The organism is Subtercola sp. YIM 133946 (assembly GCF_036553535.1).
Lineage (GTDB): Bacteria > Actinomycetota > Actinomycetes > Actinomycetales > Microbacteriaceae > Subtercola.
On the sequence record NZ_JAZHPE010000051.1, the window covers coordinates 157,707 to 181,910 of the forward strand.

Below are 24,204 nucleotides of genomic sequence, written 5' to 3' on the forward strand. Positions count from 1 at the left end.
CGAAAGCTGATGACGCTCACCTCCAGCCCCGACGGCCCCGTCGTTCCCGACGGCCCGACTGTTCCCGACGGCCCCATCGGTTCTGCCGTTCCCGCCACCGGTGACATCGTTCTGCGTGAGCAGACCATCGGCGAATCCTGGCTCGCCGTCGCCCGCGAGATCCTCGAGAACGGCCGGGCCGAGCACTACGACGGCCTGCCCATCCTCGAGATCGAGCATGCGACGCTCGTCGTCGCCGCACCCGACCCCGACGACGCCCTCATCGCGCGTTTCGGTGACCCGGCCCGCCTGGCCTGGATGCGCGCCAACTTCGTCGACCACCAGCGCGTCGAGGCGCTCGGTGGCGCCCGCAGTTATGCGAGCCGCTTCTTCGACTACGCCGCGACCGGCCGCGACCAGGTCGCCTGGGTCATCGACCGCCTGCGCCACGACCCCGCCAGCAGGTCGGCCACGATCACCACGTTCGAGCCGCTCAGCGACACCACGTACATCCCGTGCGTGAGCATGCTCGACTTCTGGCTGCGCGGCCACTCCGGCGCGAGCGAACCGGGAGCTGCGCAGCCGACGGCCGCCGTCGAGCTCGTGGTCTACGCACACAGCATCGACTTCGGCGCGAAGGGCTACGGCAACCTGACCGAGCTGGCGATCATCCAGCACCAGGTGGCGGATGCCCTGCAGCGCCCCGTCGGCCCGTTGCGGTTCATCGTCAAGTCTGCCCACGTCTACGACACCGAGCAGGCCGAGATGCGCGACATTCTCGACCGAGCCGGTGACCCTCCGGTCGCACGGCCGGCCGCGGTTGCCGCGGGCTGATCGCAGGGGCTAAGATTGATTGGCGCGAATTGCGTCAACTCAATCATCCACCGCCGTGCGGTGAAGAATCTCCCACCTGTCAAAAAGTGAGTGTGTTCTGCTGCGCGGCCCGATACATGTCCATACTGGAGCAACTACTACATGACAATCGTAACGACCGACAGGGCACCCAAGCAGGTCGCCGTCAACGACATCGGGTCTGCTGAAGACTTTCTTGCCGCGGTCGAGAAGACACTGAAGTTCTTCAACGACGGAGACCTCATCGAAGGCACCGTTGTAAAGATTGACCGCGACGAGGTTCTCCTCGACGTCGGTTACAAGACCGAGGGTGTCATCCCCTCCCGTGAACTTTCCATCAAGCACGACGTCGACCCCACCGAGGTCGTACAGGTCGGTGACCTGGTCGAGGCCCTCGTTCTTCAGAAGGAAGACAAAGAAGGCCGCCTCATCCTGTCGAAGAAGCGCGCGCAGTACGAGCGTGCGTGGGGCGATGTCGAGAAGATCAAAGACGCCGACGGTATTGTCACCGGTTCGGTCATCGAGGTCGTCAAGGGCGGGCTCATCGTCGACATCGGCCTCCGTGGCTTCCTACCGGCGTCGCTCATCGAGCTGCGCCGCGTTCGTGATCTCACGCCGTACCTCGGCCAGGAGATCGAAGCGAAGATCCTCGAGCTCGACAAGAACCGCAACAACGTCGTTCTGAGCCGCCGCGCGCTGCTCGAGCAGACGCAGAGCGAGAGCCGCACCACGTTCCTGAACAACCTCCAGAAGGGTCAGGTGCGCAAGGGCGTCGTCTCGTCGATCGTCAACTTCGGCGCGTTCGTCGACCTCGGCGGCGTCGACGGTCTCGTTCACGTCTCCGAGCTCAGCTGGAAGCACATCGAGCACGCTTCAGAGGTCGTCGAGGTCGGCCAGGAGGTCACCGTCGAGATTCTCGAAGTCGACCTCGAGCGCGAGCGCGTCTCCCTGTCGCTCAAGGCGACGCAGGAAGACCCGTGGCAGGTCTTCGCCCGCACCCACGCCATCGGCCAGGTCGCACCGGGCAAGGTCACCAAGCTTGTTCCCTTCGGTGCGTTCGTTCGCGTCGCAGAGGGCATCGAGGGCCTCGTGCACATCTCCGAGCTGTCGGGCAAGCACGTCGAACTCGCCGAGCAGGTTGTCTCGGTCGGTGACGACGTGTTCGTCAAGGTCATCGACATCGACCTTGAGCGTCGCCGCATCTCGCTGAGCCTCAAGCAGGCCAACGAGGGTGTCGACCCCGAGGGCACCGAGTTCGACCCGGCTCTCTACGGCATGCTCACCGAGTACGACGAGCAGGGCAACTACAAGTACCCTGAGGGCTTCGACCCCGAGACCAACGAGTGGCGCGAGGGCTTCGAGAGCCAGCGCGAGAAGTGGGAGCAGGACTACGCTGCAGCCCAGGCCCGTTGGGAAGCCCACAAGAAGCAGGTCGCCGCTTCGAACGAAGAGTCCCCGCTCGACGCCTCCGGCGTCTCGGCCGGCTCGTCGTTCTCGAGCGAGTCGACCGGCTCGGGCACCCTCGCCGACGACGAGACCCTCGCCGCCCTGCGCGAAAAGCTCAGCTCCAACAGCTAGTCAGCACCACCCGCAAGACCAGCACGTCAGCACCGCCGCGAACGGCCGTCTCTCCTCGGGAGGGCGGCCGTTCCGCCGTGTGACGGCCGGTTGCGGCATGCGCGGCGCCGGGCATCCGACTCGATACGATGTTCAGATGTACCTGATCGGTCTCACGGGCGGAATCGCCTCGGGCAAGTCCACCGTCGCCAAGCGCCTGGCCGAGCACGGTGCCGTGCACATCGATGCCGATCAGCTGGCCCGCGAAGCCGTCGAGCCGGGTACGGATGCCCTGCAGCAGATCTCCGACGAGTTCGGTGCACAGCTGATCCAGCCCGACGGTTCGCTCGACCGACCGGCCCTCGGCGCCATCGTGTTCGGACACCCCGAGCGCCTGCAGAAACTGAACGCCATCGTGCATCCGGCCGTCGCTCAGCTGACCCGCGATTACCTCGCCCAGGCCGAGGCCCACGATCCGAACGCCATCGTGGTCTACGACGTGCCGCTGCTGGTCGAGGCCAAACTGCCGCACCGCTTCAACCTGATCGTGGTCGTGCACGCGGCCGACGAGACCCGCATCGAGCGGCTCATCCGGTTTCGCAACCTCACCCGCAGCGAGGCGCAGAAGCGCGTCGGCTCACAGGTCAGCGAGGCTGAGCGTCTCGCCATCGCCGACGTCGTCATCGACTCGGATGGCACGCTCGCCGAGACCCTCGGCCAGACCGACGCCCTCTGGGCACGCCTGGTCGACCTCGCCACAGTCGCCGGTTGAGTAGCCGCGCAAAGCACGGCGTATCGAAACCACCAGGCACGCGTACCGGTTTCGATACGCGTGCCTCCGGCGCGCTACTCAACCGGCGGGCTAGCCGAAGAGCAGCGCGGCCTCGTCGTAGCGGGCCTGGGGCACGGTCTTGAGCTTGCCGAGCGCCTCCTCGAAACCGACGTGCACGATGTCGGTGCCGCGCAGGGCGACCATCTGGCCCCAACGCTCTTCGAGCACGGAGTCGCTGGCGGCCATGCCGAGACGAGTGGCGAGCACGCGGTCGTAGGCGCTGGGCACCCCGCCGCGCTGGATGTGGCCGAGCGTGGTCGCCCGGGTCTCGATGCCCGTCATCTCTTCGATCATGGGCGCGAGACGCTCGCCGATGCCGCCGAGGCGCGGCCGGCCGAAGGCGTCGAGGCCGCGTTCGGAGTGGGCGTCGTCGGCCTCGCCGGGCACGAAGCCCTCGGCGACCACGACGAGCGGTGAGCGGCCGCGCGCGTTGGCCGCCTCGACCCACTCGGCGACCTGTTCCATCGTGGTCTTCTGCTCGGGGATGAGGATGGCGTGGGCGCCGGCGGCCATGCCCGAGTGCAGGGCGATCCAGCCCACGTGCCGGCCCATCACCTCGGCGACCATGCAGCGGCTGTGGGCGTCGCCGGTGGTGCGCAGGCGGTCCATCGCGTCGGTCGCGATCTGCACGGCCGTGTCGAAACCGAAGGTGTAGTCGGTCGCGTCGAGGTCGTTGTCGATGGTCTTCGGCACACCGGTGATCTTCAGCCCGGCATCCGTCAGCCGGTTGGCGGCCGCGAGAGTGCCCTCGCCGCCGATTGCGATGATGGCATCGATACCCTCGCGTTCGAGGTTCTCGGCGATGCGTTCGGGGCCACCCTCGCCCTCGAACGGGTTGGTGCGCGAGGTGCCCAGAATCGTGCCACCCTCTTTCGAGATGCCGCGCACGTTCGCGCGGCCGAGCTCGATGAGATCAGACTTCACGACCCCGCGCCAGCCGCCCTTGAAACCGACGAACTCCTGGCCGTTGATCTCGGTTCCTTTGAGCACGATGCCACGGATGACTGCGTTGAGGCCGGGGCAGTCGCCGCCGCTTGTCAGAATGCCAATTCTCATCGCTCTACCGGTGTCACTCTCTGCGTCGGGTGGGGTGGGGATCAGGTGGGGGAGGCGGCCGGGTCGGGTTCGGCCGCAGGGGGAGCAGTGTCAGTGCCCCTACGTAAACTTATTGCATGGAACCTACCCGCTCTGTTCGCCCGTTCGAAGTCGTCAGCGACTACGTGCCCAGCGGCGACCAGCCGGCGGCCATCGCCGAGCTCACCGCGCGCATCAACGCCGGCGAGACCGACGTGGTGCTGCTCGGCGCGACCGGCACGGGCAAGTCGGCCACGACCGCCTGGCTCATCGAGGCCGTGCAGCGGCCGACCCTGGTTCTGGCGCACAACAAGACCCTGGCCGCACAGCTGGCCAACGAGTTCCGCGAGCTGATGCCGAACAACGCGGTCGAGTACTTCGTGTCGTACTACGACTACTACCAGCCCGAGGCCTACGTGCCACAGACCGACACCTTCATCGAGAAAGACAGCTCGATCAACTCGGAGGTCGAGCGATTGCGGCACTCGACGACGAACTCGCTGCTCAGCCGGCGAGACGTGGTGGTCGTCTCGACCGTGTCGTGCATCTACGGCCTCGGCACGCCCGAGCAGTACATGAACGCCATGATGGCGCTGCAGGTGGGCATGAAGGTCGACCGCGACTGGCTCATCCGCAAGTTCATCTCCATGCAGTACCAGCGTAACGACATCGACTTCTCACGCGGCAACTTCCGCGTGCGCGGCGACACCATCGAGATCATCCCGATGTACGAAGAACTCGCGATCCGCATCGAGATGTTCGGCGACGAGATCGAAGCGCTCTACACGCTGCACCCGCTCACGGGAGACATCGTCACGAAGCGCGACGCCATCTCGGTGTTCCCCGGCTCGCACTACGTGGCCGACACGAACGTGATGCACCGGGCCATCGGCACCATCCAGGAGGAGCTGGCCCAGCGACTCACCCAGCTCGAACGCGAGGGCAAACTGCTCGAAGCCCAACGGCTGCGCATGCGCACCACCTTCGACCTCGAGATGATGCAGCAGATCGGTTTCACCTCGGGCATCGAGAACTACTCGCGGCACATCGACGGCCGCAACCCGGGCGAGGCGCCGCACTGCCTCATCGACTACTTTCCCGACGACTTCCTCGTCGTCATTGACGAGTCGCACGTCACCGTGCCGCAGATCGGCGCCATGTACGAGGGCGACTCGTCGCGCAAGCGCACGCTGGTCGAGCACGGCTTCCGCCTGCCGAGCGCGCTCGACAACCGTCCGCTGCGCTGGAACGAGTTCAACAACAAGGTCGGCCAGAAGGTGTATCTGTCTGCCACCCCCGGCAAGTACGAGATGGGGCTCGCCGACGGGGTGGTCGAGCAGATCATCCGGCCCACCGGGCTGATCGACCCCGAGATCGTGGTGAAGCCCTCGAAGGGCCAGATCGACGACCTGCTCGAAGAGATCAGGGTGCGCGCGGCGAAAGACGAGCGTGTTCTCGTCACCACGCTCACGAAGAAGATGGCCGAAGAGCTGACCGACTTCCTGGGCGAGCACGGCGTGCGCGTGCGCTACCTGCACTCCGACGTCGACACACTGCGGCGCGTCGAGCTGCTCACCGAGCTGCGCGCGGGCGTGTACGACGTGCTGGTGGGCATCAACCTGCTGCGCGAGGGCCTCGATCTGCCCGAGGTGTCGCTGGTGTCGATTCTGGATGCCGACAAGGAAGGGTTCCTGCGCTCGTCGACGTCGCTCATCCAGACCATCGGCCGTGCCGCCCGAAACGTCTCGGGCCAGGTGCACATGTACGCCGACGTGATGACCGATTCGATGGCCCGTGCCATCGAGGAGACCACGCGGCGCCGCGAGAAGCAGGTGGCGTACAACCTCGAACGCGGCGTCGACCCGCAGCCGCTGCGCAAGAAGATCAACGACATCACCGAGATGCTGGCCCGCGAGGGCGCCGACACCGAGCAGCTGCTCGCCTCGCGCGGCGGCAACGGGCGCAAGCGCAGCCCCACGCCCAACCTGCGCCGCGAGGGCATCGCGGCGGCCGGGGCGAACGAGCTCGAGACGCTGATCGCCGACCTCAACGACCAGATGATGACGGCCGCCGCCGAGCTCAAGTTCGAGCTGGCCGCACGCCTGCGCGACGAGCTGGGCGACCTCAAGCACGAGCTGCGCCAGATGGAGAAGGCCGGCCACATCTGACGCCGCCGGTTGAGTAGCAGCGCAGCTGCGTGTCGAAACTCGCACCTGCAACCACGTGGTTTCGATACGGCCGGTGGCCTACTCAACCAGCGGGCAGGGTGTAGCGATACGCTCTGAGCGCAGGCGGGGGGCGGTGCCGTGGGCGTGAGTGTCGGTGGCTCCGCTTAGAGTTGAAGGGTGTCGATTACTAAGGTGGATTCTGCCGGAAAACTAAGTGTACGGGGGGCCCGCGTACACAATCTGCGCGACGTCGATCTCGACATTCCGCGCGATTCGCTGGTGGTGTTCACCGGGCTGAGCGGCTCGGGAAAGTCGAGCCTGGCGTTCGACACCATCTTCGCCGAGGGCCAGCGCCGTTACGTCGAGAGCCTCAGCGCGTACGCCCGCCAGTTTCTCGGGCAGGTCGACCGGCCCGACGTCGACTTCATCGAGGGCCTGAGCCCGGCGGTCAGCATCGACCAGAAGTCGACCAACCGCAACCCACGGTCGACGGTCGGCACCATCACCGAGATCTACGACTACATGCGCCTGCTCTGGGCGCGCATCGGTGTTCCGCACTGCCCCGTCTGCGGCGAACAGATCTCGGCACAGACCGTGCAGCAGATCGCCGATCAGCTGATGGAGCTCGAGACGGGCATCCGGTACCAGGTGGTGAGCCCAGTGATCTCCCAGAAGAAGGGCGAGTTCGTCGATCTGTTCAAAGAGCTCGCGGCGAGCGGCTACTCGCGTGCCGTGGTCGACGGCGACATCATCCAGCTCAGCGAACCGCCGAAGCTCAAGAAGCAGTTCAAGCACGACATCTCGGTGGTCGTCGACCGCCTCGTGGCCGGCCCCGACATTCTGAGCCGCCTCACCGATTCGCTCGAGACCGCGCTGCGCCTGACCGACGGCATCGTTCAGGTCAACTACGTCGACGCCGACGGTCCGGATGCCTGGCAGACCTTCAGCGAGAAACTGAGCTGCCCCAACCAGCACCCCCTGCAACTCACCGAGATCGAGCCGCGCACGTTCTCGTTCAATGCCCCGTTCGGCGCCTGCCCCGAGTGCTCAGGGCTCGGCACGCGCATGTCGGTCGACGCCGACCTGCTGCTCGGCGACTCGGAGCTGAGTATCAAAGAGGGCGTCATCATTCCGTGGACGACCCAGGGCAAGGGCCTCTACAACTACTACGAGAAGCTGCTCGAAGGACTCGCCCGCGACCTCAAGTTCAGCCTCAGCACGCCGTGGAACGAGCTCAGCTCCACCGTTCAGGAGGCCGTGCTGCGCGGCGACAACTTCGAAGTGCGGGTGAAGTGGAAGAACCGGTTCGGCCGCGAGATGAGCTACACCTCGGGCTTCGAGGGCGTGGTTCCCTACATCGAGCGCCAGTACCTGCAGGCCGAGAGCGACAACCAGCGGGCGCGCTGGGCCGAGTACCTGCGCGAGGTGCCGTGCCCGGTGTGCAACGGTAAGCGACTGAAGCCCGAGGTGCTCGCGGTGCTCGTCAACGGCCACAGCATCGCCGACGTCACCGACATCAGCCTCACCGACGCGCAAGACTTCATGGCCGAACTGACGCTCACCGACCGCGAGGCGCACATCGCCGCGCAGGTGCTGCGTGAGATCCGGCTGCGGCTCGACTTCCTCATCCAGGTCGGCCTCAACTACCTCAACCTGGCGCGCGCGGCGGCGTCGCTCAGCGGCGGTGAGGCGCAGCGCATCCGGCTCGCCACCCAGATCGGCTCGGGCCTCACGGGCGTGCTGTACGTGCTCGACGAACCGAGCATCGGCCTGCACCAGCGTGACAACCGGCGTCTCATCGAGACCCTGGTGAAGCTGAAGAACCTCGGCAACACGCTGATCGTCGTCGAGCACGACGAAGACACCATCCGCACCGCCGACTGGGTCGTCGACATCGGGCCGGGCGCCGGCGTCAACGGCGGCAAGGTCGTGCACTCGGGGTCGTACGAGGGCCTGCTGAACAACCGTGAGAGTCTCACCGGCGACTACCTGTCGGGCCGCAAGTCGATCGACATCCCCTCGTCGCGGCGCCCGCTCGACCCGAACCGCGAGATCACGGTCGTCGGGGCCGAGGCGAACAACCTGAAGAACGTCACCGTGAAGTTCCCGCTCGGCACCTTCACGGCCGTCACCGGAGTCAGCGGCTCGGGCAAGTCGTCGCTCGTGAACGACATCCTGTACCGCGTGCTGGCGAACAGGCTCAACGGGGCCCGCAAGATTCCAGGCAAGCACAAGCGGGTCACCGGGCTCGAGAACCTCGACAAGGTCGTGCACGTCGACCAGAACCCCATCGGCCGCACCCCCCGGTCGAATCCGGCGACCTACACCGGGGTGTTCGACCGCATTCGCACGCTCTTCTCCGAGACGCTCGAGGCCAAGGCCCGGGGCTACATGCCTGGCCGGTTCAGCTTCAACGTCAAGGGCGGCCGCTGTGAGGCGTGCTCGGGCGACGGCACCATCAAGATCGAGATGAACTTCCTGCCCGACGTGTATGTCGCGTGCGAGGTCTGCGGGGGAGCCCGCTACAACCGCGACACCCTGTCGGTGCACTACAAGGGCAAGAACATCGCCGAGGTGCTCGACATGCCGATCGCCGAGGCGGCCGAGTTCTTCGAGCCGATCCAGGCCATCCACCGCTTCCTGAAGACACTGGTCGAGGTGGGCCTCGGCTACGTGCGGCTCGGCCAGAGCGCCACCACGCTGAGCGGCGGCGAGGCGCAGCGCGTCAAACTCGCCACCGAACTGCAGCGGCGCACCAACGGCCGCAGCGTGTACGTGCTCGACGAGCCGACCACGGGTCTGCACTTCGAGGATGTTCGCAAGCTCCTGCTCGTTCTGAACGGCCTGGTCGACAAGGGCAACACCGTCATCGTCATCGAGCACAACCTCGACGTGATCAAGTCGGCCGACTGGATCATCGACCTGGGGCCGGAGGGCGGCTCGGGCGGCGGTAAAATCCTTGCAACGGGAACACCGGAACAGCTGGCGAAGGTCAAGAAGAGCCACACCGGCTTCTTCCTGAACGAGATCCTCGAGGCAGAAGAGGGCACGAGACGCAAGGCGTCATGACGAATCCCGGCCACGACAGGCCGACGAACATCCCGAGACCGAAGAAATGACCGACACCGTCAGCTATCGCCCCAAGGCGGGCGAGATACCAACCCAACCGGGCGTCTACCGCTTTCGCGACGCCAGCGGGCGCGTGCTCTACGTGGGCAAGGCACAGAACCTGCGTGCGCGCCTGAGCAACTACTTCGCGCCTCTGCGCAGCCTGCACGAGCGCACCCGCCGCATGGTCACCACTGCCGCCAGCGTTGAATGGACGGTCGTCGGCACCGACATCGAGGCCCTGCAGCTCGAGTACACCTGGATCAAGGAGTTCGAGCCGCCGTTCAACGTCAAGTTCCGTGACGACAAGACGTACCCGTTCATGGCCATCACCCTCGCCGACGAGGCCCCACGCGTGATGGTCACCCGCAACCAGAAGATCAAGGGCGCCAAGTATTTCGGGCCCTACCCGAAGATCTGGGCGGTGCACGACACCATCGACCTGATGATCAAGGCGTTTCCGATTCGCACCTGCTCCGACTCGAGCTACAAGAAGGCCATGCAGAGCGGCCGGCCCTGCTTTCCCGGCCAGATCGGTCGCTGCGGTGGGCCGTGCTCGGGCAAGGTGACCATCGAAGAGCACCGCGAGATCGTGAACGACTTCATCGCCTTCATGAACGGGCATGACAAGAGGTTCGTCACCGAGGCGACGAAGAAGATGCGTGCGGCATCCGAGGCCCAGGAGTACGAGAAGGCCGCCCAGTACCGCGACCAGCTGCAGGCGCTCGACGCGGTGCTCGCGAAGAGCAACGTGGTGCTCGCCGACAGTGTCGACACCGACCTGTTCGGCATCGAGCACGATGAACTCGCGGCCGCCGTTCAGCAGTTCGTCGTGCGGGGCGGGCGCATCCGTGGTGTGCGGGCCTGGATGGTCGACAAAGAGCTCGACCTGACGACCGCCGAGCTCGTCGACTCCATTCTGCAGACCGCCTACGACGCGCAGATTCCGCCGCGTGAGATCATCGTGCCCGCCCTGCCCGACGACGCGCACGAGCTCGAGCAGTGGCTCTCAGAGCGGCGCGGCACATCGAAGGTGGCCCTGAAGACGGCGCAGCGGGGCGAGAAGGCGGCGCTCATGCAGACCGCCACGCTGAACGCGAAGAACGCCCTGATGCTGTACAAGACCAGGCGCAGCTCCGACTTCGTCGCGCGCACCGAAGCGCTCACCGACATCATGAACGGGCTCGGGATGACCGACGCACCCCTTCGCATGGAATGCTTCGACGTGTCGCACCTCGGCGGCACCAACGTCGTGGCCTCGATGGTGGTCTTCGAAGACGGGCTGGCGCGCAAAGACCAGTACCGCCGCTTCACCATCCCCGAGACCACCGACGACACCGACTCGATCTACCAGGTCATCGCGCGCCGGCTCTCGTATCTCAAGGAGGGTTCGGAGCGCGCCGAGTCCGACACGGTCGCCAAGAAGTTCTCGTACCCGCCCAACCTGCTCATCGTCGACGGCGGCCAGCCCCAGGTGCAGGCCGCGGCCCGCGCCCTCGAGGAGTCGGGCGTCGAGGGCATCTTCCTGTGCGGCCTCGCGAAGCGCCTCGAAGAGATCTGGCTGCCGAACGACGACTACCCGGTCATCCTGCCCCGCGGCAGCGAGGCGCTGTTCCTGCTGCAGCGTATCCGCGACGAGGCCCACCGCTTCGCGATCACGCACCAGCGAGCCCGCCGCAAGCGCGACATCACCTCGGTTCTCTCAGAGATCCCCGGCCTCGGCCCGGCCCGCGTGAAGACCCTGCTCAAGGAGTTCGGTTCGGTCTCGAAGCTCAAGCAGGCCTCAGCCTCCGAGATCGCCGAGGTCAAGGGTGTGGGCCCCACCCTCGCCGCCTCCATCGTCGACCAACTCCGCGCCTGACACGCCAGCTGGTATCATGAGCTATGCTTAGTTTTTGCAACGATGCCGACCATGTCTCACTTCGAATTCACCGGCGCTGAGAGGCCAATCGGAGCTGGCAAAACCGTCAGACAGATCCGCACGCTGGTCGACCTGCCCGATACGAGAACCGATCTCACTCACCCAGAGGGTGTAAGAAATGTTAAGGCAGGCGAAGTCGGCGGATGGATCGAGAGTAAGTCTGTTGTCGACGAGTTTGGCAACCTACGTCCTCGGCTTGGCGGCACTTCCTGGGTGGCCGATGAAGCTTGTGTCTACGGCCAAGCACGTCTCGAAGACGACGCGCGAATCGAAGACAACGCCTCAATATACTCGAACGCCGTCATGTCAGGCCAGACACGAGTCCGCGACCACGCGCGAATAAGTGGGCACGCGCGGATACTCGGGCGAGCCACCGTGGACAACCACAGCATGACTTTCGACGATGCCGTCGTTGAAGACGATTCTCACATCACTGATAGCGCTGTCGTCTGTCAGAACTCTCACGTCGCCGAGTCAGCGCGTATCGGCGGCAACTCGCGGATTCGAGGCTCTTCAACGGTCACGGGTGGTTGCAGTGTGCTCGGTCTGGCAACAATCGAGGGCAATGCCGTCCTCAAGGCTGAGACGATAATCTGCGGAACCTTCGCAATCGGAGGTGAAGCACTCATTGAATCAAGCAACCACATGTTGGTGATACATCCGATCGGTCCTGCGACCATGTTCGCGACACTCTTCTACCGAACCGCGTCCGGCCTCGGCGAAGTGGCACACAGATTCGAGCAACCCTGGCTCGGAAGCCTCAGCGACTTTCGAGTGGAAGCCACGAATTTTCTCGCGCGGCTCGGAGTGGCCGATCCCCGGAGGTCGCTCTGGCGCGCCCAATACGATGCGCTCGACGCATTGGCTACGCTGGCAGAGCGGAATTGGCAGTCATCAGTAGCCTCTGATCGCCTAAAAACGAGCAGTTGAACAGCCAGCGATCGATTCATCGCGAGGATGTTGGCGACGAAGTCGCGCTCGAATGAAGCGGTCATTGCCCCCTCTCCGGCCCTTATGCTGAGCAACATCAGCGACGGGATAAGGCGATGACAAAAGAACCTTTGAAGGCATGCATGGTTTGCGGCAACTTCACCGTGCGCCCCGTGGGCTGGGATGTCTGCCGCGTCTGCTTCTGGGAGGACGACGGGGTGATCGAGCCTGATCGACACAGTGCCAGCAATCACATGACCGTCGCGGAAGGTCGAGAGGCGTTCGCCCGCTACGGCGCCGTCGAAGAACGCTTCGCTTCGAAGGTACGGCCCCCGAGAAAGCGGGAGCGGCCCGAGAACCAGCCTTCGCCGACCTAGGGCGGCTCGCTTTCGGGGTGTGTAGGCCCGATAGTCTAGAAGCCAGAGCAAGGCGAGACCGCGCACGCGCCCGAGGCGAAAGCACCCATCACGATGACACTCGACACTGCCGACCAGCAGGAAGTGCTCATCGTGACCGGAATGTCGGGCGCGGGTCGATCGACGGTCGCGAACGCGCTCGAAGACCTCGGCTGGTACGTGGTCGACAACCTGCCGCCGCAGATGCTGCGCCCGCTGGTCGACCTCGCCGAACGGGCCGGGGGAGCGCTGCCGCGGCTGGCGGCCGTGGTCGACGTTCGGGGCCGCGACTTCTTCTCCGACCTGCAAGACATCATCGAAGACCTGCGCAGCGGCATCCAGCTGCGCATGGTGTTCCTCGAGGCGACGGATGCCGCACTGGTGCGTCGCTTCGAACAGGTCAGGCGACCGCATCCCCTGCAGGGAAACGGCACGCTGCTCGATGGCATCGGCGCCGAGCGGGCCCGCATGACGCCGATCCGCGAGTCGAGCGACATCGTCATCGACACGTCAGACCTGAACATCCACCAGCTCGCCACGCTCGTCGCCGAACGATTCCAGGCCGCCGACACCGCGGGGGTGCAGGTCACCGTGATGAGCTTCGGTTTCAAATACGGGGCCCCGAGCGACGCCGACGGCATCGCCGACTGCCGCTTCATTCCGAACCCGTTCTGGATTCCCGAACTGCGCGACAAATCGGGTCTCGACCCCGAGGTCAGCGACTACGTTCTGGCCCAGGAAGGCGCCGAAGACTTCGTTGAGAACTACGCCAAAGCCCTTGCACCTGTGCTCGCCGGGTACCAGCGCGAGAACAAACGCCACGCCACGATTGCCATAGGCTGCACAGGCGGCAAACACCGCTCAGTGGCGGTCGCCCGCAGGCTGGCAGAACTGATCAGCACCAACCCCGGGGTCGCAGTGAGCGTCAAGCACCGCGACCTGGGGCGCGAATAGGAGATAACAAGATTGGCCCTCACCGCCGATGTCAAAAGCGAACTGACCGGGGTCGTCGTCAGCCGAACGGCAGCCCGGGCAGCCGAATTAGCGACGATTCTGCGTTTCGCCGGGGGGCTGCACCTCATCTCCGGCCGAATCGCCATCGAATCTGAGCTCGATACGCCCGAACTCGTCAAACGGGTGCGCAAAGACCTGGCCGAGCTGTACGGCGTGCGCGGCGACGTGTCGCTGGTCTCGGCCTCTGGCGCCCGCCGCAACAGCTACTACCTTGTGCGCGTCATCGACGGCGGCGAGACCCTCGCGCGGCAGACGGGGCTGCTGGATGCCCGGCGGCGCCCCATCCGGGGGCTACCCAACCGGCTCACCACGGGGTCTGCAGAAGAGCTCGCGGCGGTCTGGCGGGGTGCGTTCCTCGCCCAGGGTTCGCTGACCGATCCCGGCCGGTCGGCTGCCCTCGAGGTGGTGTGTCCCGGCAATGAATCCGCCATGGCTCTCGTGGGGGCCGCCGCTCGCCTGCACGTCTCGGCGAAAGCCCGTGAGGTGCGCGGAGTGCACCGCGTGGTCATCCGCGACGGCGAGTCGATCGCTGCGATGCTCGGTCTCATGGGGGCCGCGCAGTCGCTCGCGAAGTGGGAGGAGATGCGCCAGCGCCGCGAGGTGCGGGCCACCGCCAACCGGCTGGTGAACTTCGACGACGCGAATCTGCGTCGCTCGGCGCAGGCCGCCGTCGCCGCCTGCTCCCGCGTGGAGCGCGCGCTCGAGATCATCGGCGACGAGGTGCCAGACCACCTGAAGTATGCAGGTGAACTCCGGCTGAACTTTCGTGACGCGAGCCTCGACGAGCTGGGCCACCACGCCGACCCGCCCATGACGAAGGATGCCATCGCCGGGCGCATCCGCCGGCTGCTCGCCATGGCCGACAAGAAGGCCTCCGACCTCGGCATTCCCGGCACCGACGCGAACCTGCCACCCGACCTCGACGACTGACCGACCGCTGACCGACGACCGGCTCGACGAACGACGCGACGACCGGCCTGCCGTGCCCGGTCGCCGGGTACGGGCATCCGGTTGCCGGGAAGCATTCAGTGGCCGTGCGGTTGACATCAATAGAATGGTCAGGTGGGCAGTACGCCCGGAAGCCGACTCTTCGGCCTTCTGCCGCGCCCCACATCACAAGTACAAGGAGAAAAGCAATGGCTGAATACACTCTTCCAGATCTTCCCTACGACTACGCAGCTCTTGAGCCGCACATCAGTGCGAAGATCATGACCCTGCACCACGACAAGCACCACGCGACCTACGTCGCGGGCGCCAACACCGCCATCGCCGGCATCAAAGAGGCGAGCGAGTCAGGCAACCTCGGCGCGATCAACAAGCTCGAGAAAGACCTCGCCTTCAACCTCGGCGGTCACGTCAACCACTCCATCTTCTGGACCAATCTGACCCCCGAGACCCAGACCCCCGAGGGCGAGCTCGCCGCGGCCATCGACGACTCGTTCGGGTCGTTCGAGAAGTTCCAGGCCGCCTTCACCGCCGTCGCCCTCGGCGTTCAGGGTTCGGGCTGGGCCGTTCTCGGCTACGACGTGATCGGTCGCAACGTCGTCACGTTCCAGCTGTTCGACCAGCAGAGCAACCTGCCCGCCGGCGTCGTTCCGCTGTTCATGCTCGACGTCTGGGAGCACGCGTACTACCTCGACTACCTCAACGTGCGCGCCGACTACATCAAGGCCATCTGGAACGTCGCGAACTGGTCGAACGTGGCCGCTCGCCTCGCCGCCGCGACCTCGAAGACCGACGGCCTGCTGGTACTGTAAAAAGCGATGCTGGCGCGGGCTCCTCACGGAGCCCGCGCTCTCGTGACCACCGTTTTCACACCTCACAACACACCGCCCCGAGGGGCCACAGTTACAGGAGCACTACGTGTCCGTAAAGATCGGTATCAACGGCTTCGGCCGCATTGGCCGCAACTACTTCAGAGCAGCGCTGGCCAAGGGCAGCGACATCGAGATCGTTGCCGTCAACGACCTCACCGACAACAAGGCTCTGGCCCACCTGCTGAAGTACGACACCATCGGTGGCCGTCTCGACGCGACCGTCGAGCTCGATGGTGACAACATCGTCGTCAATGGCAAGCCGATCCTGGTGCTGGCCGAGCGCGACCCCGCCAACCTGCCCTGGGGCGAGCTGGGCGTCGACATCGTCATCGAGTCGACCGGCCGCTTCACCAAGTCGTCGGATGCCCGCAAGCACATCGACGGCGGAGCCAAGAAAGTCATCGTGTCTGCCCCCGCCACCGGCGACGACGTCGCGACGCTCGTGCTCGGTGTCAACGAGGGAACCTACGACCCCGACATCCACGACATCATCTCGAACGCCTCGTGCACCACGAACTGCCTCGCGCCGCTCGCCAAGGTGCTGCTCGACAACTTCGGCATCGAGCGCGGCCTGATGACCACGGTCCACGCGTACACGGCCGACCAGAACCTGCAAGACGGCCCGCACAGCGACCTGCGCCGCGCCCGTGCCGCCGCTGCGAACATCATCCCGACGTCGACCGGTGCCGCCAAGGCACTGGGTCTCGTCATCCCCGAGCTCGTCGGCAAGCTCGACGGCTACGCACTGCGCGTTCCGGTTCCCACCGGCTCGATCACCGACCTCACGGTCGAGGTGACCAAGCCCGTCACCGTGCAGCAGATCAACGAGGCGTACAAGAACGCCGCGAACGGCGAGCTCAAGGGCATCCTGAGCTACACCGAAGACGAGATCGTGTCGAGCGACATCGTCGGCGACCCGCACTCCTCGATCTTCGACGCCGGTCTGACCAAGGTCATCGGCAACCAGGTCAAGGTGGCGTCGTGGTACGACAACGAGTGGGGTTACTCCAACCGCCTCGTCGACATCACCGAGTTCGTCGCAAGCAAGCTGTAGAGACACCCCGAGAAGTGACGATACGAACACTCGAGAGCCTCGGGTCGCTCGCCGGTAAGACGGTCATCATCAGATGCGACCTGAACGTGCCGTTGAAAGACGGTGTCATCACTGACGACGGACGAGTCCGTGCGTCACTTCCCACGCTTCAGGCGCTGGCCGGCCAGGGAGCCCGGGTGGTCATCGTGAGCCACCTCGGCCGCCCTGACGGCGCGCCCGAGGCGAAGTACAGCCTCGCGCCCGTCGCCGAACGGTTGTCAGAGCTGCTCGAGGCGCCGGTCGCCTTCGCAGCCGACACCGTCGGCGACGCCGCGAAGGAGGCCGCCGCCGCTCTCGGCGACGGCGAATTCGCGCTGCTCGAGAACCTGCGGTTCAACCCGGGCGAGACCGCGAAGTCAGACGACGACCGGCGCGCGTTCGCCGAACAGCTCGTCGCCGCCACCGGCGCCGACGTCTTCGTGTCAGACGGATTCGGTGTTGTGCACCGCAAGCAGGCGAGCGTCTTCGAACTCGCCCAGCTGCTGCCGAGCGCAGCCGGCCTGCTGATCGAGACCGAGCTCCAGGTGCTCGACCAACTGACCGAGACGCCTACGAGGCCCTACGCGGTGGTTCTCGGCGGCTCGAAGGTGTCCGACAAGCTCGGGGTCATCGGCCACCTGCTGCCCAAGGTCGATTCGCTGCTCATCGGCGGTGGGATGCTCTTCACCTTCCTCGCGGCTCAGGGCTACCAGGTCGGCGCCAGCCTGCTCGAGAAAGACCAGATCGACACGGTCAAGGGGTACCTCGAGAAGGCGAAGCAGCTCGGTGTCACGATCGTGCTGCCCACCGACGTGGTCGTCGCATCGAAGTTCGGTGCCGACGCCGAGCACACGGTGACGAGCGCAGAGACGATCGAGGAGACGCCCTTCGGAGCATCCGGTCTCGGTCTCGACATCGGCCCCGACACATCGAAGGCGTTCGCCGAGATCATCGAGGCGTCGCACACTGTCTTCTGGAACGGCCCCATGGGCGTGTTCGAACTCGAGCCGTTCGCCGAAGGCACTCGTGCCGTCGCAGCGGCTCTGACCAAAGTCGACGGCCTCGGCGTCGTCGGCGGCGGCGACTCGGCGGCGGCCGTTCGCGCACTCGGATTCACTGATGACCAGTTCGGTCACATTTCTACGGGTGGCGGTGCCAGTCTCGAGTTTCTCGAAGGCAAGCGTCTCCCCGGCCTGGAGGTTCTCGGATGGATAGCGTGAAAAGCCCCGCAACCCGCACCCCGCTCATCGCGGGCAACTGGAAGATGAACCTCGACCACCTGCAGTCGATCGCCTTCGTGCAGAAGCTGGCCTGGAGCCTGAAAGACGCCTCGCACGACTTCGCCGACGTCGAGGTGGCCATCTTCCCGCCGTTCACCGACCTGCGCTCGGTTCAGACCCTCGTATCGGCCGACAAGCTCGAGCTGGCCTACGGCGGGCAAGACCTGTCTGCAGCCGACTCCGGTGCCTACACCGGTGAGATCTCGGGGCAGTTCCTGTCGAAGCTCGACTGCGTGTACGTGATCATCGGCCACTCCGAGCGTCGCACGATGCACAACGAGACCGACGAGGTCGTCGCGGCCAAGGTCGCCGCCGCCCTGAAGCACGGGCTAGTTCCCGTCATCTGTGTGGGCGAGACGGCCGAAGACCTGGAGAGGTTCGGCCCGAGCGCCGTTCCGGTATCGCAGCTGAAGGCCGCCCTCGCCGGCGTACCCTCTGACGCGAACATCGTCGTGGCGTACGAGCCGGTCTGGGCCATCGGCTCGGGCCAGGCCGCCACGCCCGACCAGGCCGAGGCGGTCTGCGCTGCGCTTCGAACGGTGATCGCCGAGAGCCTCAGCGATGACACGGCTGCGGCCACGCGCATCCTCTACGGCGGCTCGGTGAAGTCGGGCAACATCGCCGGCTTCATGCGTGAGCCCAACGTCGACGGTGCCCTCGTCGGCGGCGCGAGCCTCGACATCGACGAGTTCAGCGCCATCGTGCGCTACAAGAAGCACGTCGGCGTGTGAGCTGTGAGTTATACTGACTCTTGGTCTTGGGGGGCCAGAGTCCCTCTTTTGGTGTGTGAAAGGTAATCCGTGCAAATCCTTCAAGTCGTTCTCCAGGTACTTGTCGGCATTACCAGTCTCCTGCTCACGCTGTTGATCCTGCTGCACCGCGGTCGCGGCGGCGGCCTGTCTGACATGTTCGGTGGTGGTGTCACCTCGAACCTCGGCGCCTCAGGCGTTGCAGAGCGCAACCTGAACCGCATCACCGTCATACTCGGGCTGATCTGGGTTCTGTCGATCGTCGTGCTGGGTCTCATCACCAAGTTCGACACGGGCAGCTAGTTCACCGGCCCACATTTCATCATCGGTAACGAGGGGTAATTTCCATGGCTTCAGGCGGCAGTGCAATTCGGGGGTCTCGCGTCGGCGCCGGCCCCATGGGCGAACAAGACCGCGGCTACCACGCCGATCGCATCAAGGTCTCGTACTGGGATGCTCTCGGCAATGAGACCGTTCGATACTTCGCCGCAAACCTGCCCGCCGAAGAGATCCCCGAGACCATCGATTCGCCCCAGTCGGGCCTGCCCGCCGGTCGCGACCAGCTGAACCCGCCGTCGGTGGCGAAGCTCGAGCCCTACAAGACGCACCTGGCCTATGTCAAAGAACGCCGCACCGAAGAAGAGGCGGCCCAGCTTCTCGAAGACGCCCTGGCCCAGCTGCGCGCGCGCCGCGGCACGGCGGCTCCCGTCGCCAACTAGTTCAGTCCGTTGGAACGGCCGCGCCCGCCCTCGGGTTGCGGCCCTTCCATCATCTACAGTCAACCGAGCGCGCAGTAGTGATAATGTCTCACTATGGCACGAAAGAAGCGACTGGGTTCCGTAGCGGGATGGTTTGCGATCCTGGTTTGGCCCGCAGTGATCGTTGCCTTCTTCGTATCACTTCTCATTCCTAAGCCACCGACTCCGATCTACGATTTCAGCTTTCCACCCGGCCTGTGCGCTGACGCTTCGTCGAGTCCGACGACTGTAGCCGTCAATTTTGAGGCCCAAGTCGCCAAAAGCCTTCCCCCTGAATCTGATTCCGACCTACGCCCTCATTTCGTATCAGCCAGGCGGCACTGGAGATGACGCTCCCGGGGAGCCTGTAAAAGTGAACCCCGACACGACAACCTTCCCGTGGTCGCAAACTGTCGTCATTCATCCGGGCGTTGGCTGCGACAAAATAGCGATGAGTGCGATTTCCAAAAGCGGGGGCACAGTGACGTGCCGCATAGTTGTCGACGGGCAGGTCACGTCAGAAGACACCGAAACAACGGAGTCTAGGATTCAACCAGGTACCAAGCCCGGCGCACTGTGCGTGACTGACCTCGGCAAACTGCTGTCGACGCCATGATTCGCACTCATCGGCACTGTCAGCGACGGTGTGTGATCTAGCGCTATGGTGTTGAGTATCGAGCGTGACGTAGGCCCTTCGGCCGATCCAAGCCATTCATCGCACCTAGGCACCCGGCTGTGATTGAGGCACGGCGCTGATGGTCGTTGTGGCCTAAGATCAGTACGAGGGTGCGATGAGGTTCTCGGGAACCTCGGCGCTCCGACTCCAGCCAACGCGAGGACGAGCGCCGGGAACTTGTCGGCACCGGCGAGCACGAGCCAGATGCGGTCGGGCCGACTGGATGACCGGCAGCGTCAGGCTCAACCGCAGGGGTGGGGCTTGGGGGGGCAGCAGCGCTCCTTCCGTCACCATCCGATCTGGCCTTCCGAAAGCATGAGCAGCTTATTCCCTGAGATATAATCGGATTCGTGACACATCCACACGCAATGGTAGGGCATATCGTGCTGACGAATATATGTTCTGGCGCCGGATGTATCAGAGGTTATCAACTGGGAACAATCTTCTTGGCGATTGCTCCGATTTTCGTGATAACCATTTCCATTTGGGTAGCGAGACCAGCAAGACGATTACGTAGTATCGCCGTGGGTTCTGTGGTTGCTCTAGCCATGTGGGGCTACTTGATCTGTGAATTAATTATTGCCAATCCGTGGGCAACGGGATTTTGGGTGTGGCAACAGCAGTTTTCGTTTCTGTGGTTTTAGTCCGCATTGCACTCGGCGCCGAGTCCTCCAGCAAGCCTTCTGCGGATGCGTCGGTTTGCGTGCTCCAACTGGGTTCTGAATGCTAGTAGGAGGGAGCGATGAGGTTCTCGGGAACCTCGGCTGCCGCCTCTTTGTCGACGAAAAAGACGGTGCGTTTGCGGCCCTCGGCCCCGGCGACCGGCACCTCGTCGACGCTGGCACCGGCCAGGGCGAGGCCGAGCGCCGACGCCTTGTCGGCACCGGCGAGCACGAGCCAGATGCGATCGGCCGACTGGATGACTGGCAGGGTGAGGCTCAATCGCAGGGGCGGTGGCTTGGGGGAGTTGCGCACCGACACCACCGAGGCGTCACGCACGGTGATGCCCTGCATTCCGGGGAACAGCGACGCGATGTGCCCGTCGGGGCCGACGCCCAGAAACAGGATGTCGAAGCACGGGTTCTGCCGACCATCCGGTGCCGCGTCGGCGAGCTGGCGCGCGTACGACGCCGCAGCCTCGTCGAGGTCGGCGATCTCGTCGGTGGAGGCGAACGGATGCACCTTTGCATCGTCGACCGGAATGTGGTCGAGCAGCGCCTCACGTGCCTGTAGCTCATTGCGATCAGGGCTGCTCTTCTCGACGAACCTCTCGTCGCCCCACCAGAAGTGGATGCGGCTCCAGTCGACGTTCGTCTGGGCGGCGGAGTTACGGATGGCCACCAGCACATCGGTGTTGACGCTGCCCCCGCTCAGCACCACGTGCGCGTCGTCGACCTCGTCGAGAATGTCGATGATCTTCGTGATGAAACGTGCCGCCACGGCGCCGGCCAGGGAGGCCTTGTCGGGGTGAACGAGAACGCGTCGATCGGTTGTCATGTGTTGCGGCCCCTACGTGATGATGTTGATGACGCCCGTGCTGAGCCCGACGTCGGTCGACTCGAACAGCTCTGCCAGGCCGACGGAGATGACCTCACCATACAGGTCGTCGGGGTCGAGCCTGCGCAGCTCCTCGGCGAGGCAGTCGCGCAGGTTGCGGCGCGGCAGCGAGAGGTCGTGCGTGGGCTGGTTGGGCTGGATGAGCGTCGCCACGTTGGGAATCTCACGGGTCAGGTCAATGGTTCCCGACTCGCGCGTCAGCTTGACGCTGTGAATGCCGCTCGACCCGTTCGAGCGCTTGGTGAGCCCATAGGTGACCGGCGCCTGCAGCTGGTGGCCGAGCCACGCCGCGAGCAGCAGCGTCGACGGCGAGTCGGAGGCACCCTGCACCTCGACGGCCGTGACCGGCTCGTAGGGCGGCTGGTCGAGCACCGCGGCGAGCTGGGCGCGCCACAGGGTGAGTCGGGTCCAGGCGAAGTCGCTGTCACCGGGGGCGTAGCTCTGGGCGAGCTTGATGAGCGACTCGACCGGGTTCGGGTGGTTCGAGGCGTCGGTGATGCGGCGCTGGGCGATGCGGCCGAGGCTCGACGTCGACGCCTTCTCGGGCGACTCGCCCGGCCACCACACGACCACCGGGGCGTCGGGCAGCAACAGGCCGGTGACCAGACCCTCTTCGTCGGAGGCGGCGGCGCCGTAGGCCTTCAGCAGAACGACCTCGCTTGCGCCGGCGTCACCTCCCACGCGAATCTGGGCGTCGAGCCGGGCCCCGCGGCCGGTGCGGGCGGCGTCGGGGTCGCTGTCGGTCGACACCACGATGACGCGCATCGGATGCTCGCGCGAGGCGTCATTCGCGGCCTCGATCGCCTCCTCCTCATGACCGAGACTGGTGCGGATGACGAGCGTCAGCACCCGGCCGAGGGCGACAGCGCCGCCCTCTTCGCGGATCTTGACCAGGGCCTTCGAGATCTTGCTGGTATTGGTGTCTGGAAAATCGACGATCACGGACGTCTCCAAGTTCTTCCGTCGCGGGCGAGCAGTTCATCGGCGGAGTCAGGGCCCCAGGTGCCGGGCCGGTACTGGTCGGGCTGGCCCTGCGTCGCCCAGTACTCCTCGATCGGGTCAAGGATCTTCCACGACAGCTCCACCTCCTGGTGTCGGGGGAAGAGCGGCGGCTCACCGAGGAGCACGTCGAGGATGAGTCGCTCGTAGGCCTCGGGGCTGGCCTCGGTGAAGGCGTGGCCGTATCCGAAGTCCATCGTCACGTCGCGCACCTGCACGCCCGCGCCGGGTACCTTCGAGCCGAACCGGATGGTCACACCCTCGTCGGGCTGAACCCGGATGACGAGCGCGTTCTGGCCGAGCTCGCTGGTCTGGCTCTCGGCGAAGAGGTACTGCGGCGCACGCTTGAACACCACCGCGATCTCGGTGACGCGGCGGCCGAGGCGCTTACCTGCACGCAGGTAGAACGGCACGCCGGCCCAGCGGCGGGTGCCGATGTCGAGCCGAACGGCCGCGTAGGTCTCGGTGGTCGACTGCGGGTTCATGCCGTCTTCTTCGAGGAAGCCCGGCACGTACTCGCCGCCCTGCCACCCGCTCGAGTACTGGCCCCGGGCCGTGGTCGCACTGAAGTCCTTCGACACCTTGACGGCGGCGAGCACCTTCTCCTTCTCCTGGCGGAGGTCGGCGGCGTTGAACGAGATCGGCTCCTCCATCGCCGTGAGGGCCATCAGCTGCAGGAGGTGGTTCTGGATGACGTCGCGCGCCGCACCGATGCCGTCGTAGTAGCCGGCCCGACCGCCCACGCCGATGTCTTCGGCCATGGTGATCTGCACGTGGTCGACGTAGTTGCCGTTCCAGATGGGTTCGTACAGCTGGTTCGCGAACCGCAGCGCAAGGATGTTCTGCACCGTCTCTTTGCCGAGGTAGTGGTCGATGCGAAACACGTCGTCGGGTGCGAACACCGATTCGACCACGTCGTTCAGCTCGCGCGCCGTCTTGAGGTCGCTGCCGAAGGGCTTCTCGATGACCACACGGCGCCACTGCCCGGGCTGCGGGTGAGCCAATCCCGAGCGACGCAGCTGCTCGGTGACCAGCGGGAACGCCTTCGGAGGAATGGAGAGGTAGAAGGCGTAGTTGCCCTTCGTGCCCCGTACGGCATCCAGCTCGCTCATCGTCGCCTTGAGCGACTCGAACGCCGAGTCGTCGTCGAACTCACCCGAGACGAAGCGGATGCCCTCAGAGAGCTGCCGCCACACGTCTTCGTCGAAGGGGGTGCGCGCGTACTCCTTGACGGCGTCGTGCACGACGCGCTCGAAGTCCTGGTCTTCCCAGTCGCGGCGGGCGAAGCCGACGAGCGAGAAGCCCGGCGGCAGGAGCCCGCGGTTGGCGAGGTCGTACACCGCCGGCATCAGCTTCTTGCGTGACAGGTCGCCCGTCACGCCGAAGATGATCAGGCCGCTGGGCCCGGCGATGCGGTTCAGGCGCCTGTCGGTCGGCAGCCTGAGGGGGTTGTAGTCCGGAGTGATTTCTACCGGTGACATCGTGCT

Annotated in this window: 21 protein-coding genes; 17 read left to right on the forward strand and 4 right to left on the reverse strand. The window is 65.3% G+C overall.

The features are described 5' to 3' along the window. Positions 1-9 precede the first annotated feature (9 nt). The 3 genes from V3W46_RS18500 to coaE all read left to right on the forward strand — a co-directional run bounded on the left by V3W46_RS18500 (position 10) and on the right by coaE (position 3,160). The gene (locus tag V3W46_RS18500) at positions 10-813 is read left to right on the forward strand and encodes a thymidylate synthase (RefSeq protein WP_331784612.1); all 804 of its coding nucleotides are present in this window, start codon (positions 10-12) and stop codon (positions 811-813) included. Between the two features lie 141 nt (positions 814-954). Beyond that, positions 955-2,409, forward strand: coding sequence for a 30S ribosomal protein S1 (rpsA, locus tag V3W46_RS18505; protein WP_331784613.1), 1,455 nt, complete (start codon positions 955-957; stop codon positions 2,407-2,409). Between the two features lie 136 nt (positions 2,410-2,545). Beyond that, positions 2,546-3,160 carry a dephospho-CoA kinase gene (coaE, locus tag V3W46_RS18510; protein ID WP_331784614.1) on the forward strand — a complete coding sequence of 205 codons (615 nt, stop codon included), beginning with the start codon at positions 2,546-2,548 and terminating at the stop codon, positions 3,158-3,160. Positions 3,161-3,250: 90 nt separating this feature from the next. Here the strand turns inward: coaE and V3W46_RS18515 are convergent, their stop codons facing one another. After that, positions 3,251-4,276 (reverse strand): ATP-dependent 6-phosphofructokinase, encoded by a 1,026-nt coding sequence (locus tag V3W46_RS18515; protein ID WP_331784615.1) that lies wholly within the window; start codon positions 4,274-4,276, stop codon positions 3,251-3,253. Positions 4,277-4,392: 116 nt separating this feature from the next. On the opposite strand from V3W46_RS18515, the gene uvrB reads away from it, so the two are divergent. The 14 genes from uvrB (at position 4,393) to V3W46_RS18585 (ending at position 20,805) form a co-directional block, all read left to right on the forward strand. Continuing rightward, positions 4,393-6,462 (forward strand): excinuclease ABC subunit UvrB, encoded by a 2,070-nt coding sequence (uvrB, locus tag V3W46_RS18520; protein ID WP_331784616.1) that lies wholly within the window; start codon positions 4,393-4,395, stop codon positions 6,460-6,462. A 177-nt stretch (positions 6,463-6,639) separates the two neighbouring features. Beyond that, positions 6,640-9,531 (forward strand): excinuclease ABC subunit UvrA, encoded by a 2,892-nt coding sequence (gene uvrA / locus V3W46_RS18525; RefSeq protein ID WP_331784617.1) that lies wholly within the window; start codon positions 6,640-6,642, stop codon positions 9,529-9,531. A gap of 46 nt (positions 9,532-9,577) precedes the next feature. Then, entirely contained in the window at positions 9,578-11,431 is a 1,854-nt protein-coding gene (gene uvrC / locus V3W46_RS18530; protein ID WP_331784618.1) for an excinuclease ABC subunit UvrC, read from the forward strand. A 51-nt stretch (positions 11,432-11,482) separates the two neighbouring features. Next, on the forward strand, positions 11,483-12,421 hold the full coding sequence (locus V3W46_RS18535) for a hypothetical protein (protein WP_331784619.1): 939 nt from the start codon (positions 11,483-11,485) through the stop codon (positions 12,419-12,421). Positions 12,422-12,537: 116 nt separating this feature from the next. Continuing rightward, on the forward strand, positions 12,538-12,798 hold the full coding sequence (locus V3W46_RS18540) for a CPCC family cysteine-rich protein (protein ID WP_331784620.1): 261 nt from the start codon (positions 12,538-12,540) through the stop codon (positions 12,796-12,798). Positions 12,799-12,891: 93 nt separating this feature from the next. Next, positions 12,892-13,770 carry an RNase adapter RapZ gene (gene rapZ, locus V3W46_RS18545; protein WP_331784621.1) on the forward strand — a complete coding sequence of 293 codons (879 nt, stop codon included), beginning with the start codon at positions 12,892-12,894 and terminating at the stop codon, positions 13,768-13,770. A gap of 12 nt (positions 13,771-13,782) precedes the next feature. Continuing rightward, positions 13,783-14,760, forward strand: a complete 978-nt coding sequence (gene whiA / locus V3W46_RS18550) for a DNA-binding protein WhiA (RefSeq protein ID WP_331784622.1) — start codon at positions 13,783-13,785, stop codon at positions 14,758-14,760. Between the two features lie 206 nt (positions 14,761-14,966). Then, positions 14,967-15,587: a superoxide dismutase gene (locus V3W46_RS18555; RefSeq protein WP_331784623.1), complete on the forward strand. Its 621-nt coding sequence runs from the start codon at positions 14,967-14,969 to the stop codon at positions 15,585-15,587. A gap of 106 nt (positions 15,588-15,693) precedes the next feature. Then, positions 15,694-16,701, forward strand: coding sequence for a type I glyceraldehyde-3-phosphate dehydrogenase (gene gap / locus V3W46_RS18560; protein ID WP_331784624.1), 1,008 nt, complete (start codon positions 15,694-15,696; stop codon positions 16,699-16,701). A 14-nt stretch (positions 16,702-16,715) separates the two neighbouring features. Beyond that, the gene (locus tag V3W46_RS18565; RefSeq protein WP_331784625.1) at positions 16,716-17,939 is read left to right on the forward strand and encodes a phosphoglycerate kinase; all 1,224 of its coding nucleotides are present in this window, start codon (positions 16,716-16,718) and stop codon (positions 17,937-17,939) included. Continuing rightward, positions 17,927-18,730: a triose-phosphate isomerase gene (tpiA, locus tag V3W46_RS18570; protein ID WP_331784626.1), complete on the forward strand. Its 804-nt coding sequence runs from the start codon at positions 17,927-17,929 to the stop codon at positions 18,728-18,730. Before V3W46_RS18565 ends, tpiA begins: the two co-directional genes overlap by 13 nt. A gap of 69 nt (positions 18,731-18,799) precedes the next feature. Further along, a complete protein-coding gene (secG, locus tag V3W46_RS18575; protein WP_331784627.1) occupies positions 18,800-19,051 on the forward strand; it encodes a preprotein translocase subunit SecG in 252 nt (83 codons plus the stop codon). Positions 19,052-19,095: 44 nt separating this feature from the next. Then, entirely contained in the window at positions 19,096-19,467 is a 372-nt protein-coding gene (locus tag V3W46_RS18580; RefSeq protein WP_331784628.1) for an RNA polymerase-binding protein RbpA, read from the forward strand. A gap of 1,044 nt (positions 19,468-20,511) precedes the next feature. Beyond that, positions 20,512-20,805 carry a hypothetical protein gene (locus tag V3W46_RS18585; RefSeq protein ID WP_331784629.1) on the forward strand — a complete coding sequence of 98 codons (294 nt, stop codon included), beginning with the start codon at positions 20,512-20,514 and terminating at the stop codon, positions 20,803-20,805. Positions 20,806-20,887: 82 nt separating this feature from the next. Here the strand turns inward: V3W46_RS18585 and pgl are convergent, their stop codons facing one another. From pgl to zwf, 3 genes are read right to left on the reverse strand one after another with little or no spacing between them, the layout of a single operon-like run. Then, a complete protein-coding gene (gene pgl, locus V3W46_RS18590) occupies positions 20,888-21,658 on the reverse strand; it encodes a 6-phosphogluconolactonase (protein ID WP_331784630.1) in 771 nt (256 codons plus the stop codon). 12 nt (positions 21,659-21,670) lie between these two features. Then, positions 21,671-22,660, reverse strand: a complete 990-nt coding sequence (locus V3W46_RS18595) for a glucose-6-phosphate dehydrogenase assembly protein OpcA (RefSeq protein ID WP_331784631.1) — start codon at positions 22,658-22,660, stop codon at positions 21,671-21,673. Further along, entirely contained in the window at positions 22,657-24,198 is a 1,542-nt protein-coding gene (gene zwf / locus V3W46_RS18600; protein WP_331784632.1) for a glucose-6-phosphate dehydrogenase, read from the reverse strand. Before zwf ends, V3W46_RS18595 begins: the two co-directional genes overlap by 4 nt. Between the last annotated feature and the right edge of the window lie 6 nt (positions 24,199-24,204).

Coding starts and splice junctions, on each gene's coding strand:
- V3W46_RS18500 (WP_331784612.1), top strand. CDS start 10: ATGACGCTCACCTCCAGCCCCGACGGCCCCGTCGTTCCCGACGGCCCG.
- rpsA (WP_331784613.1), top strand. CDS start 955: ATGACAATCGTAACGACCGACAGGGCACCCAAGCAGGTCGCCGTCAAC.
- coaE (WP_331784614.1), top strand. CDS start 2,546: ATGTACCTGATCGGTCTCACGGGCGGAATCGCCTCGGGCAAGTCCACC.
- V3W46_RS18515 (WP_331784615.1), bottom strand. CDS start 4,276: ATGAGAATTGGCATTCTGACAAGCGGCGGCGACTGCCCCGGCCTCAAC.
- uvrB (WP_331784616.1), top strand. CDS start 4,393: ATGGAACCTACCCGCTCTGTTCGCCCGTTCGAAGTCGTCAGCGACTAC.
- uvrC (WP_331784618.1), top strand. CDS start 9,578: ATGACCGACACCGTCAGCTATCGCCCCAAGGCGGGCGAGATACCAACC.
- V3W46_RS18535 (WP_331784619.1), top strand. CDS start 11,483: ATGTCTCACTTCGAATTCACCGGCGCTGAGAGGCCAATCGGAGCTGGC.
- V3W46_RS18540 (WP_331784620.1), top strand. CDS start 12,538: ATGACAAAAGAACCTTTGAAGGCATGCATGGTTTGCGGCAACTTCACC.
- rapZ (WP_331784621.1), top strand. CDS start 12,892: ATGACACTCGACACTGCCGACCAGCAGGAAGTGCTCATCGTGACCGGA.
- V3W46_RS18555 (WP_331784623.1), top strand. CDS start 14,967: ATGGCTGAATACACTCTTCCAGATCTTCCCTACGACTACGCAGCTCTT.
- tpiA (WP_331784626.1), top strand. CDS start 17,927: ATGGATAGCGTGAAAAGCCCCGCAACCCGCACCCCGCTCATCGCGGGC.
- V3W46_RS18580 (WP_331784628.1), top strand. CDS start 19,096: ATGGCTTCAGGCGGCAGTGCAATTCGGGGGTCTCGCGTCGGCGCCGGC.
- pgl (WP_331784630.1), bottom strand. CDS start 21,658: ATGACAACCGATCGACGCGTTCTCGTTCACCCCGACAAGGCCTCCCTG.
- zwf (WP_331784632.1), bottom strand. CDS start 24,198: ATGTCACCGGTAGAAATCACTCCGGACTACAACCCCCTCAGGCTGCCG.